This is a genomic window from Bacillus sp. F9_6S_D1_P_5 (assembly GCF_054823925.1).
The window spans coordinates 100751-113827 of sequence record NZ_JBTREW010000011.1; the positions used below are offsets into that span (position 1 = coordinate 100751).

Annotated in this window: 8 protein-coding genes, 1 pseudogene and 1 riboswitch; of the genes and pseudogenes, 2 read left to right on the forward strand and 7 right to left on the reverse strand. The window is 35.5% G+C overall.

Features of this window, described 5'->3' with window-relative positions; translation table 11 throughout:
* Nucleotides 1–44 precede the first annotated feature (44 nt).
* The 3 genes from ACUXEY_RS15310 to thiM form a co-directional block, all read right to left on the reverse strand.
* Entirely contained in the window at nt 45–980 is a 936-nt protein-coding gene (locus tag ACUXEY_RS15310) for an alpha/beta hydrolase (RefSeq protein ID WP_461301020.1), read from the reverse strand.
* A 71-nt stretch (nt 981–1051) separates the two neighbouring features.
* Nucleotides 1052–1711 carry a thiamine phosphate synthase gene (gene thiE / locus ACUXEY_RS15315; protein ID WP_461301021.1) on the reverse strand — a complete coding sequence of 220 codons (660 nt, stop codon included), beginning with the start codon at nt 1709–1711 and terminating at the stop codon, nt 1052–1054.
* 16 nt (nt 1712–1727) lie between these two features.
* A complete protein-coding gene (thiM, locus tag ACUXEY_RS15320) occupies nt 1728–2543 on the reverse strand; it encodes a hydroxyethylthiazole kinase (protein ID WP_461301022.1) in 816 nt (271 codons plus the stop codon).
* A gap of 63 nt (nt 2544–2606) precedes the next feature.
* Nucleotides 2607–2716, reverse strand: a riboswitch (TPP riboswitch).
* Nucleotides 2717–2991: 275 nt separating this feature from the next.
* Between thiM and topB the strand changes: the two genes are divergently transcribed.
* Complete coding sequence (gene topB / locus ACUXEY_RS15325; protein WP_461301023.1) at nt 2992–5181, forward strand: DNA topoisomerase III; 2190 nt, start codon at nt 2992–2994, stop codon at nt 5179–5181.
* A 40-nt stretch (nt 5182–5221) separates the two neighbouring features.
* Here the strand turns inward: topB and ACUXEY_RS15330 are convergent, their stop codons facing one another.
* The 4 genes from ACUXEY_RS15330 to ACUXEY_RS15345 form a co-directional block, all read right to left on the reverse strand.
* Nucleotides 5222–8083, reverse strand: a complete 2862-nt coding sequence (locus tag ACUXEY_RS15330; RefSeq protein ID WP_461301024.1) for a YhgE/Pip family protein — start codon at nt 8081–8083, stop codon at nt 5222–5224.
* A 306-nt stretch (nt 8084–8389) separates the two neighbouring features.
* Nucleotides 8390–9181: an endonuclease/exonuclease/phosphatase family protein gene (locus ACUXEY_RS15335; protein ID WP_461301025.1), complete on the reverse strand. Its 792-nt coding sequence runs from the start codon at nt 9179–9181 to the stop codon at nt 8390–8392.
* A gap of 4 nt (nt 9182–9185) precedes the next feature.
* Nucleotides 9186–10823, reverse strand: a complete 1638-nt coding sequence (locus tag ACUXEY_RS15340) for a PTS transporter subunit IIBC (RefSeq protein ID WP_076869024.1) — start codon at nt 10821–10823, stop codon at nt 9186–9188.
* Nucleotides 10824–11028: 205 nt separating this feature from the next.
* Nucleotides 11029–12696 (reverse strand): glycoside hydrolase family 13 protein, encoded by a 1668-nt coding sequence (locus ACUXEY_RS15345; protein WP_461301026.1) that lies wholly within the window; start codon nt 12694–12696, stop codon nt 11029–11031.
* A 178-nt stretch (nt 12697–12874) separates the two neighbouring features.
* Between ACUXEY_RS15345 and ACUXEY_RS15350 the strand changes: the two are divergent.
* A pseudogene (locus tag ACUXEY_RS15350) lies at nt 12875–13076 on the forward strand (BBE domain-containing protein); the annotation flags it as partial.
* Between the last annotated feature and the right edge of the window lies 1 nt (nt 13077).

Here is a 13077-nt window from a genome sequence, read left to right on the forward strand (position 1 = left end):
CCTACATTCTTAAAGGGTTTGTGCTTTTTTAATCAAACGTTTGTTTAAAGATTTTTAACTGTCCATTCTTCTATTATGTTCTTTAATATTTGCGTGAAGTCCTTTGGGAAAAGATGACCTAAGCCTTCTCTCACAATTAAATTACAGTCCACATTATATTTCTCAAACATAGACATTAATTGAAGTGTGTTTTCATAAAATGGATCTTTATCTCCCGTAATAATATATCCTTTCATATTTGCTACCTGGCTTGATACAACCATCCTTTCAATCGCCTCTACATCTCGAATAGCAGGTATAACTGAAATAAATTTTTGAGTCCCTAACATATTCTTTAACGCTAACTCTATTGCTATACTCCCACCTTGAGAAGCTCCTGTAATAATGATATCTCCCAATTTATACTTATCTGTGAACTCATTAAAAGTTGTCATAACATCTTTTATAGCTATTTCATGATTATCCCAACTATAAGAGTTCATCCCATATATTTGTGAGGATTGAGAAAAACCTAACATATACTCACTTAGTATTTCTTCTTCACACCAATATGGTGCAAAATCATTTATATTTGATCCTCTCCAATGTAAAGAAAATAAGCCAGTTTTTGCTTTTTCATTCCCATAACTGTATAGCTCCGGATTAGCTGTTAACTGCTGTTTCTTAAATATTTCTTCACACCTTTTTACTATTGCTTTCAAACCTGGTTTATCTTGCAATCCCTTTAAGTCTTCATCATACATAAGTGTATGGGGATTCCACCATATCCCTTTTTGCATAGCTCCATTTAAAATAGCAATCGCCTCTTCATCCTTGCCTTCTACTGAATATGCACAAGCTTTCCAAAAACTCGTTTTATCTATTCTTTCAGGAAATTCTCTTTCCGCTTCACCTATACATCTATAAATGGCATCAAATTTCCCTTTTTCAAATAAACGAAACAACTCATTCTGCAACTCTACAAACCTATTTCGTTTCAAATAATCCCCCCTATTTCTAATGATTAATACGAAAAAAGCTATGTAGCATTTTAATACTACATAGCTTTTTTCTACAAACTCTTACTTACTTCCTCTACTAGCTTCTTCGTACTTTCATAAGCAGATTCCGCTAAACTAATCGCAGAAATAACAGAAACACCGTCCGCACCCGCTTCTATAACTGAATTTGTATTTTCAATTGTAATGCCACCAATCCCGACGATCGGTATTGTAATTCCTTGCTCTCTAAAATGAGCTAAACCTTTCGTTCCTTGCACAGCTTTCGTATCTTTTTTCGTACTCGTTGGGAAAATAGGACCAACACCTAAATAATCAGCTCCGTTTTCAATTGCCCAGCGTGCTTCTTCAATTGTATGTGTAGATACACCAACAATTTTATCTCCCATTTTCTCACGAACAGAAGTAATTCCTTCATCATCTTGTCCAACATGCACGCCATCTGCATCTAACTCGAGAGCTAGTTCCACATCATCATTTACGATAAATGGTACACCGTACTCCTTACAAATTGCTTGTAGCTCTTTCGCGAAACAAATACGTTCCTCTCCCGTTAAAGCGCCTTCCCCCTTTTCACGAAATTGAAAAATTGTTATACCGCCTTCCAGTGCATCTCTCAATACTTGTAGTGGATCATTCGTACAATTATTACTTCCCATAATAAAATATACTGATAATAATCCAGACATTTTAGCCTTTGTAATACGCGGCATCTAGTTCCCCTCCTTACTATATAATCTCAATCTTCCCGTACTTCTCAATATCACCTGAAGTAGTATTCGCTAACTGATTTAAAAATTCAACTTGGAAACTACCAGGTCCCTTTTCCACAGTCTTGGCAGCTGCCAGTTCCGCAGCTACACCATAAAACGTTAATGCCGCTACCGCTGCCTTTACATAATCCGTTTCTACTGCTACAAATGCTCCTATTACAGAAGTTAGTAAACAACCAGTTCCCGTAACCTTCGTTAAAATAGAGTGACCATTTCGAATAAGAATCGTTCGCTCTCCATCCGTAACAACATCTTCTTTTCCAGTAATCACCGCTACTGTATTTAATTCATCCGCTGCCTGCCTTGCAATACTTACGACATTGCCATTTCCAGCACCAGCATCTACCCCTTTAATTTCCCATCTCTCATTAATAACGTTCGCTATTTCAGCTGCATTTCCGCGAATAATTGCTAATTCGATTTCGGCTGGAATATGTCTCGCAACTTCTGTTCGATACGATGTTGCTCCTGCACCAACTGGATCAAACAGTACTGGTACATTGTTCACATTTGCTGATTTACCCGCAAGTAACATCGCTTCTACTTCTTCAGGACGAAGTGTCCCCATATTTAATACTAACGCTCCAGCAATGCTAGCCATTTCTGCTACTTCTTCTTTCGCATACGCCATTACAGGTGATGCTCCTAACGCTAACAAGCCGTTAGCTGTAAAATTTGTTACAACAACATTTGTAATATTATGAACGAGCGGATTAGATTCTCTCACCAAATCCACTACTTTACTAATTTCTTTCATATTCATCCTTCTCATCCCCTAACTATAGTGATGGGAGATACACAAAAAGGCACTTTGCGCGTACGCAAAGTGCCTGAACATGTGCTTTTACACTCTCCCTACGCTGGCATTATCCAACAGGTTCAAATGGTCAATGACGGATTAGTCATACTCTCAGTTTGCATCCACAAACTCCCATGTGCTTATTATTCTTCTACTTCAAAGTCTACTCTTATTCTAATAAAATAACAAGTTCTTTACTTTTCTATTTAATATAGAGGAAACTAATAAAACAATAAGCATAATAAATAAGTATCTTTTTTCATAGTCTCATCATGGTGCATACTATGTTCTGTCGATAGCATTTGATTTCAAACAGATTTTGTTCACTCCACTAAAAAGCGTTCAAATCTAGAGCGAAACTGAATCTCAAGAAGATGTATGCTATAGTTAACGTATGGAAATTTGAAAGGATGTTTTTAATATGTCAAAAAGCGTTATAATCGCTGAAAAGCCTTCCGTTGCACGTGATATTGCTCGCGTACTGAAGTGCGATAAAAAAGGAAACGGCTACCTTGAAGGTAGTAAATATATTGTAACTTGGGCTTTAGGCCATCTCGTTACATTAGCAGATCCAGAAAGCTATGATGTGAAATATAAAAAGTGGAATTTAGAAGATTTACCGATGCTACCCGAGCGTTTGAAATTAACGGTTATTAAACAAACTGGTAAACAATTTAATGCTGTGAAGAGTCAGCTTCTTAGAAAAGATGTAAATGACATTATTGTAGCGACAGATGCTGGGCGCGAAGGAGAATTAGTCGCTCGTTGGATTATCGATAAAGTTCGAGTTAACAAACCGATCAAACGTCTATGGATTTCATCTGTTACTGATAAAGCAATTAAAGATGGCTTCGCAAATTTAAAACCAGGTAAAGCATATGACAATTTATACGCTTCAGCTGTCGCACGTTCAGAAGCTGACTGGTACATTGGTCTTAACGCGACTCGAGCTCTAACAACTCGCTTTAATGCCCAGCTGAATTGCGGCCGTGTGCAAACACCTACTGTCGCTATGATTGCTAATCGTGAAGATGAAATAAAGAACTTCAAAGCTCAAACTTACTACGGCATCGAAGCACAAACGACGAATCAGTTAAAGCTAACTTGGCAAGATACTAACGGCAATAGCCGCAGTTTTAATAAAGAAAAAATTGATGATATTGTAAAAGTTTTAGATAAACATAATGCTACTGTTGTGGAAATTGATAAAAAACAGAAGAAGTCATTCTCTCCTGGTCTTTACGATTTAACTGAATTGCAACGTGATGCAAATAAAAAGTTCGGTTACTCTGCAAAAGAAACATTAAACATTATGCAGAAATTGTATGAGCAACATAAAGTGTTAACGTACCCTCGTACAGATTCACGCTATATCTCATCTGATATCGTTGGAACACTTCCAGAACGTCTAAAGGCGTGTGGAGTTGGAGAGTACCGTCCTTTAGCACATAAAGTATTACAAAAGCCTATTAAGGCTAATAAATCATTTGTTGATGATAGTAAGGTAAGCGATCATCACGCAATTATTCCGACTGAAGGATACGTTAACTTCTCCGCCTTCACAGATAAAGAACGTAAAATTTATGATTTAGTTGTAAAACGTTTCTTAGCTGTTTTATTCCCAGCATTCGAATACGAGCAACTAACGTTACGTACAAAAGTTGGCAATGAAACGTTCATTGCACGCGGAAAAACAATTTTACATGCCGGCTGGAAAGAAGTATATGAAAACCGCTTTGAAGATGATGATGTAATGGATGACGTAAAAGAGCAACTTTTACCTCGCATCGAAAAAGGCGATACATTAACTGTAAAGTTAATTATGCAAACATCAGGTCAAACGAAAGCACCTGCACGTTTTAACGAGGCGACTTTACTTTCAGCAATGGAGAATCCTACAAAATATATGGATACGCAAAATAAACAACTTGCTGATACATTAAAATCAACTGGTGGATTAGGTACTGTAGCAACGCGTGCTGATATTATCGACAAGCTATTCAATTCATTCTTAATTGAAAAACGTGGTAAAGATATTCACATTACTTCAAAAGGCCGTCAGTTACTTGATTTAGTACCAGAAGAATTAAAATCACCTACACTAACTGGTGAATGGGAACAAAAGCTAGAGGCTATCGCAAAAGGTAAACTGAAAAAAGAAGTGTTCATTTCAGAAATGAAGAACTATACGAAAGAAATTGTATCTGAAATTAAATCGAGTGATAAAAAATATAAGCATGACAACATTTCAACGAAGTCTTGTCCAGACTGCGGTAAACCAATGCTAGAGGTAAACGGCAAAAAAGGAAAGATGCTCGTTTGCCAAGATCGTGAATGTGGTCACCGTAAAAATGTATCTCGTACAACAAACGCTCGCTGTCCGCAATGTAAGAAGAAGTTAGAATTACGTGGTGAAGGTGCAGGACAAATCTTTGCATGTAAATGTGGCTATCGCGAAAAACTTTCCACATTCCAAGAGAGACGTAAAAAAGAATCTGGAAATAAAGCTGATAAGCGCGACGTTCAAAAATACATGAAACAACAGAACAAAGAAGAAGAACCATTAAACAACCCGTTCGCAGAAGCGTTAAAAAAATTAAAATTTGATTAAACAAAAAGGTTCCTACCTCTATCGGTAGGAACCTTTTATTTTAGTGAATGATTTTACTTCCTTTTGCGTTCTCAACGAATTTTTCACTTGATTTGTTAATTGGTGTTTTCAGTAATAACGCAGCAACAATCATAACTACTACGAAAGCACTTAACACAAGTAAATCTCGAGTTACAATATCCCACAGCATTCCACCTACTGTTTCACGAATTGCACTAATTGCATATGTGAACGGTAAGAACGGATAAATCGCTTGGAAAAACGCTGGTGTCATTTGAATTGGGAATGTTCCGCCCGATCCTGCTACTTGCAGTACAAGTAAAATAATCGCCATCGATTTCCCAACGTTTCCGAAAATAGAAACGAGTGAGTATACGATACAAACGAAGACCCCACCAATAAATAAACTAAATAATACAAACCAGAACTTATCGACTACGTACGTACCGAGTAAGAATATATCTCCCATTGATACGATAAACGCTTGTGAAAGACCTATCGTTAAGAATGTTAATAAACGTCCGAAGTAAATTTCATGGCTCTTATAATTCGCGCCCTCTTCATGTACTTCTACTGTTAATAATGAAACCATTAATAATGCGCCTACCCATAATGCAAGCACTGTATAGAATGGTGACATTGCTGAACCGTAGTTCGGCATCGCAAATAATTTATTCTCTTTTAAATTTACTGGATTCGCAAAGTAGTCACTTTGCTTTTCAACATCATTTTTCAATAAACGTATGATGTCTTTTAAATCCTCTTCAGATTCAAAATCACGAATTTTATTTGCTAATTCTTTAATCTTTTTCTCAGTTTCCGGCATTTCAGCTTTAATGTCTGCTAATTTCTTTTTACCATCTACTAAGCCTTTTGATGAATCTTCTAGTAGTTTTTTTACATCTGGAAGCTTTTTGTCTGCATCATTTAAAATTTGAGTTGTATTTTTCGACATCTCTTTTGTACGAGCAATTGCTGTATTGAAATTAGGTACAATTTCTGAATCATACGTCGATAATACATCCGTTAATTGAGCTGATCCGCCCTTCGCAGCGTTGTTAATACTTTCAATTACATCTTTTGTAGGTTTCTGGCCATTGTTAAGAAGTGTAATTCCCTTATTCGTTGCCTCTACACCTTTTTGCAGACTACTTTTCGCTTTATTTAATTTCGCAATTCCATTATTAAGGTTTTTATCACTATTTACATCTGCTAAAACCTTATTTGTACTTTCTAGAACAGGAATCATATCATCAATTAAACCAATTCCAGCTTGGAATTGACCATTTAAACTTTTTAAGGCTTCCTTCGAACCTTCTAAACCATTAACACCTCTATTTTGTACATCCTCTAATGCTTTTTGAACACTAGATTTAGTACTTTCAAGGCTATTCTTTGCTTTCTCATAATCCGCTTTTGCATTATCATATATTTCATTCGCATTTGCTTTAGCTTGATCTACAGTGCTAACTGCTTTTTTATAATCTGCTACAAATGTTTCATTATAATCTTTTTCCGCTTGATCAATTAATGCATTTGCTGCATCTAACTTTTGATTTGCTACATCTGTTACATCTTTCTTTACTTCTTGTCCTGTACCGATAACACTTACAATATCTTTAATGCCATTATTTGCATTTTCCATACTACCTTTAAGCTTAGTTAAGCGATCCACTCGCCCCTGGAAGAAGCTTTTTCCAAAATCAGTCGTGGCTGAGTTTTGAAGTTCAGTAAATATATTAATAAGATATGAAATATTTTCTGTACGAGCTTGCAGTTGATCTGATACTGCATTTAAATCTTTCTTTGCTTGCTCTGGATCAAACTGACCATTTTGCAATCCATTTACAACACTTTTCCCATAAGCTGTTCCTGCACGTGATGAGCTTAAAACATTATTTACTGTTTGATTAATATTTTGTGCTATTCCCTTATAACCATCACTATTCAGCTTAGAAAGGTCTGGTCTTGCAGGGAATTCAGGTAGTCCATTCATTCCAGAGAAATCAGGAATGTTTAAATCAACACCTGGATTCATTAAAAAGTCAGTAAATGCAGCTGCACTATCCATAACACCTTGTGCTACTACTAAATCATTTCTTATCTTCCCTGGAGCATTTTTTAATGTTTGATCTTGTCTTGCAAAGAACTTATCTAAATTCGCCAATGCTTCCTGTCCATCATTTATGACACTCTCTACAACAGGTAAATCTTTTTGTGCTACTTTCACAATATCCTCTGCTCGAGTCGCATCATCTAACGCCTTATCCATCAGTGTATTCATTTCTGGGAACTGCGCTTCTAACTTAAATACAAGATCTTTTACTTTCTCGATACTTGGTAAGTTTGTTTCTAAATCGATTCCAAGATCGTTAAAAACTTTAAAAATCTCACCGTTTGCTGTTTTAACAAAGTTTTTACTAATTTCTTCTGTAATACCTGATGCACCTTTTGCTGTAATTTTCGGTGCAATCGCATTTACCTTTTCATTTACATAGTAATCCAGTTCTGGTTTCTGCGGATTTTCATCCAGAACAGTTGCAATCTTTTCAGAGAAATCTTTTGGAATTGTAATACTTGCATAGTAATCCCCGCGCTCAACTCCGTGAATTGCTTGTTTTTCATCTACAAATTTCCACCCAAGATTTTTGTTTTTCTTAAGAGAATCTACAATTTCTTCCCCGATATTAATATCTTTCCCTCTTAAATTAGAGCCTGCATCTTGGTTAGACACTGCAATGGGAACCTCTTTTGTATTTCCGTACGGATCCCAGGAAGCTTTAATGTTAAACCATGCATATAACGATGGTAAAATCATTAATCCTAAAACAATAACAATTGCAGCCCAATGTTTAGCTACATTCCGTAAATCTGTCTTATAAATACGCCAAATTTGTTTCATAGAAGTTATCACCTAATTATATATTTTTCCTTCTTTAGAAAATGATACATACATTTTGCAATTATATCACTTTCTACATCGTGGATTAACCAAAAACGAACTATTTTTTCCCAATAACTTTGACTTACTACATTATATAACGAAGTCAGTCAAAGTATGAATACAAAATGACCAAATCGGTTTTACATTCAATAATAACAAATATATAGGAAATGTCATAAAAAATACAAGTATTTTCTCTTGGAAATACTTGTATTCCTTAAAAAAATCCTCACAGCTTTTCATCATCTGTGAGGATTTCTTCTATTATATATCTACTTGTACTTCTACACCGAAATGATCTGAAATCACCTTTCGGTTTGTACCATTAAAAATAACTTTTGAAGAACGAACTTTTTCACTTTGGTTACACAATATTAAATCGATGCGTAAATTATGTTTATTTTCATCCCAACCAGCAATCTCACCTTGGACAGTTGTTCCTTCATCCTTCTCTATTGCTAGTTCATATGTGTCATACAAACCTTTTTGCATCATATATTCATAACCCTCACCTTGCAAACGGGCGTTATTATTAAAATCACCCATTAAGAAGGAAAGTTCGTTACGACTTACACGCTCCATTAAACGATCAACTTGACCTGTGAATGACTCTTCTTCATCATTCCACCAACCGAGGTGGCAAGAGTAAAACGTGATGTTCTTACCATTATAAGCAATTGTTGCACTTACAATTTTGCGCGTTTTCCAATACGTTGTATCCTTATTTTCTGAAATAAAGAACGTATCTTCTTTTACAACATTATGTTTCGTTACAATCGCTAATCCTTCTTCATACACATCATAACCAATATGAGAGAAATCCCAAGTAATATTGTAATCTTTTACATGTAACGCTTTTAACTCTTCTAATAGTAAAAGTCCAAAATTATCTTTTTTCTTGTTACCGCATACATTTTCAGCCCCTATCGACTGACTTACTTCTTGCAATGCGATCACATCATACTGTTCTTCTTGAATGACTTTAGCAAGATATTTTATCTTTTCTATTTGATTTTCTTCTTGCCAAGAGTGACAGTTTAAAGTTAGCAATTTCATATTATTACGCACCTAACATATCTTGAATGTCTGACTTTAATACGTCAGCTTTCGGACCATATACTGCTTGTACACCTTTATCTTTTACGATCAGTCCTAAAGCACCATTTTGTTTCCACTGTGCTTCTGGTGCAACAACATCTAAATCTTTTACTGTTACACGTAAACGAGTCATACAAGCATCTACGTCAGCAATATTTTCTTTTCCACCTAATAAATCAATAACTTTTGTTGCTAATGAACCATCTTGTACATTTCCTGTTCCTTCTGATGACTCATCTTCATTATCAATATAGTTACCTGCACGTCCTGGTGTTGGTAAGTTGAACTTTTTAATTAAGAAATTGAATAATGTAAAGTTCAGACCGAAGAATACTAATGAAACGATAACAAAATTGATTAAATCTCTTGTTAGTCCTGCATTAACCATCATCGGTGTACGAGTAATTAACTCAATAAATCCAAATGCGTGAACACGTAAGTTAATTAAATCCGCTAATGCGAATGCAAGTCCTGTTGTAATTGCATATACAACATATAATACTGGAGCAATAAACATGAACATGAATTCAATTGGTTCTGTTACACCTGTTAAGAATACTGCTAATGCTGCTGATAAGAACATTGGTTTATATTTTGCACGTTTTTCTTTATCAACATTACGGAACATTGCGAATGCAATACCCATTAACGCTGCTGTTGAACCGATAACTTGTCCAGCTTTGAATCGGGCTGGTACAACATTATTTAATAGATCGTTATATGCTTTTGTATCTCCATTTGCTAATAAGTTATTTAAATCTGTAATCCATGCAAGCCATAAAGGATCTTGTCCTGCTACAACTTGTCCAATTTTTGAGCCAGTTAACATCGTATATGTTCCGCCTAGCTCTGTGTAGTTCATCGGAATCGTTAACATATGATGTAAACCGAATGGTAATAGTAAACGCTCTAACGTTCCATATACAAATGGTGCAACAACTGGTGCACTATCCTTTGAAGCTGCAATCCAGCGACCAAATTCATTTAATCCACTTTGGATGAATGGCCATAAAAGTGATAATACAATTGCAGTAACTGTAGACCAAACAATTACAACGAATGGTACGAATCGTTTTCCGTTAAAGAATGCTAATGCCTGTGGCAGTTTGTTATAGTTATAATATTTGTTATATAAAGTAGCTCCTAAGAAACCTGTGATAATCCCTACGAAAACTCCCATGTTTAATGCTGGTGCACCAAGTACAGAAGTAAAGTAATCTTTTACAATTAAATCTCCTGCTAATACTGAAGAAACTTTCGCTTTTGAATCCGCTAACATTTCAGCGTTTACGCCAAATATAGCTCCTGTAATTCTATTCGTTAAGACGAATGCTAATAGCGCTGCGAATGCACCGCCTGCGCGATCTTTCGCCCAAGATCCCCCAATTGCTACCGCGAATAAGATGTGCAAATTTGTAATAATTGCCCAACCGATGTCTTCCATTACGCGAGCGATTGTATGAACTGCGTTAACATCCCCAGCAGACATCCCAATTAACTTACCGATAGAAATCATTAAACCAGCTGCTGGCATTACAGCTACAACAACTAATAATGCTTTCCCGAACTTTTGCCAAAAATCAAAAGACGTAATTTTCATCTGTTCTTCCTCCCCTTTATTTATAACAACGTAATGATTTAAATTATAATTTCTGTTTCTATTATGAAAACGATTCCTTATGTTACTTCATTTTTATCTTTACGCAACCGTTTTCATAAATCTATTTTAATAAAAGCGTTTTCACTTTGCAATAGAAATTTATTTTTTTTCATAAAAAAAGATGCTCTAAGAGCATCCTTTTTTATTATGAAATACGATAAACCCTTGTTTCATAAGGCTTTAACGTGATTGTAGTTACTTGTTCATGTTCCGCAACTTCATAGTTATTTAAAAGCAAACGTTTGCGTTCTAGTGCGAATGAACCCTCATTATATACAGCTTCCTCTTTTGAGATATTACTAATTACAACGATTTTTTCATCATTTAATGTACGAGTGTATGCATAAATTTGCGGATCATCTTCTAAAAGTAAATCGTACGTACCGTAATTCAGTACATCGTGCTCTTTTTTCAAGGCAATCATTTGTTTATAGAAATTGAAAATAGAGTTCTCTTCATTCTTTTGCTTTTCAACATTAATTTCTTTATAGCTTGGATTCATACCAAACCAAGGTGCACCTGCTGTTGTGAAGCCAGCATTCATCTCATCGTTCCACTGCATAGGTGTACGTGAATTATCGCGGCAAGAAGCCCATATAATCTCCATCATATCTTGATGTGATACGCCCTCTGCAATTTTCTCACGATATAAATTTTTAATTGCTACATCATCGTAATCTTCAATATTTGGGAATTGAACATTTGTCATCCCAATTTCTTGTCCTTGATAAATAAACGGTGTACCGTGCATAAAGAAATACATCGCTCCAAGAGCTGTTGCACTTTCACGCCAATATTGTTTATCATCTCCCCAAGTTGAAACGATACGTGGCTTATCGTGGTTCTCAATATATAAAGCATTCCAGCCTTTATTTTCTAACCCTTTTTGCCATTTCGTTAATACCTTTTTCAACCCTACAACATCAAGATCTTTCTTCTTCTCTGCATCCCATAAGCTTAAATGTTCGAATTGGAATACCATATTGAACTTACCTTGCTCTTCTCCAACCCAAAGCTCAGCATCTTCAATCTTAACGCCATTCGCTTCACCAACAGTCATAATATCGTACTTAGAAAATGTATTTTCTTTTAACTCCTCTAATAAAGGTTGAATACCATCCACATTCATATGTTTATCAAAAGATGGTACATACTTTAGTTCTTTTGGATTTGGCATATCTTTGAAGCCATCTTCTTTTTTAATATGGCTGATTGCATCCACGCGGAAACCATCAATTCCTTTATCAAGCCACCAATTAACTGTATCGTATAACACTTCGCGAACTTCTTTATTCTCCCAGTTTAAATCTGGTTGTTTACGCGAGAATAGGTGTAAATAATATTGTCCTGTTACTTCATCATATTCCCATGCCGAACCATTAAAAATACTTTCCCAGTTGTTTGGTTCCGTACCATCTTTGCCATCATGCCAAATATACCAATCACGCTTCGGATTGTCTTTAGATGAACGGGATTCAATAAACCATGGATGTTCATCACTTGTATGATTAATAACTAAATCAATAATAAGCTTCATATCACGCTTATGAACTTCATCTAGTAAAGCATCAAAGTCTTCCATCGTACCAAACTCATCCATGATATCTTGATAATCACTAATGTCATAACCATTATCATCATTAGGTGACTTATACATTGGACAAATCCAAATTACATCTATACCTAAATCTTTTAAATAATCCAGTTTCGTAATAATACCTTGTAAATCTCCAATACCATCACCATTTGAATCCATAAAGCTACGTGGGTAAATTTGATAAGCAACCGCTTCTTTCCACCATGTCTTATTCATAGTCATTCTCTCCTTTTGCATCCCATCGGAATTTTTATGCAAACGTTTTCGTAACACTATCATAACAAAATATGAATAGTTTGCAACTGTTTTCATTGAACTCTATGTAGATTCCTTATTCTTATGCTTTATTTCTCACAAAATTAAATCTCATTCCTTATCTTCTCTTGTCCACGCACGTTACATACGCTGGGTTAAAGATTTACGAGAAAGCTTAGACCCTTATACACTAGGTGACTATGTCAATTGGCCCGATATCGACATTAGAAATTGGCAAATATTATGGATCTAACTTTCAAAGATTGCGTAAAGTGAAAACCATATATGATCCGTGCAATGTTTTTCGTTTTCAACAAAGTATCCCTCCTTTTCATACGTAAA

What these genes read in the sequence shown, in the direction of transcription:
- thiE (WP_461301021.1), bottom strand. Translation starts at nt 1,711, where the DNA reads ATGCCGCGTATTACAAAGGCTAAAATGTCTGGATTATTATCAGTATAT.
- thiM (WP_461301022.1), bottom strand. Translation starts at nt 2,543, where the DNA reads ATGAGAAGGATGAATATGAAAGAAATTAGTAAAGTAGTGGATTTGGTG.
- topB (WP_461301023.1), top strand. Translation starts at nt 2,992, where the DNA reads ATGTCAAAAAGCGTTATAATCGCTGAAAAGCCTTCCGTTGCACGTGAT.
- ACUXEY_RS15330 (WP_461301024.1), bottom strand. Translation starts at nt 8,083, where the DNA reads ATGAAACAAATTTGGCGTATTTATAAGACAGATTTACGGAATGTAGCT.
- ACUXEY_RS15335 (WP_461301025.1), bottom strand. Translation starts at nt 9,181, where the DNA reads ATGAAATTGCTAACTTTAAACTGTCACTCTTGGCAAGAAGAAAATCAA.
- ACUXEY_RS15340 (WP_076869024.1), bottom strand. Translation starts at nt 10,823, where the DNA reads ATGAAAATTACGTCTTTTGATTTTTGGCAAAAGTTCGGGAAAGCATTA.
- ACUXEY_RS15345 (WP_461301026.1), bottom strand. Translation starts at nt 12,696, where the DNA reads ATGAATAAGACATGGTGGAAAGAAGCGGTTGCTTATCAAATTTACCCA.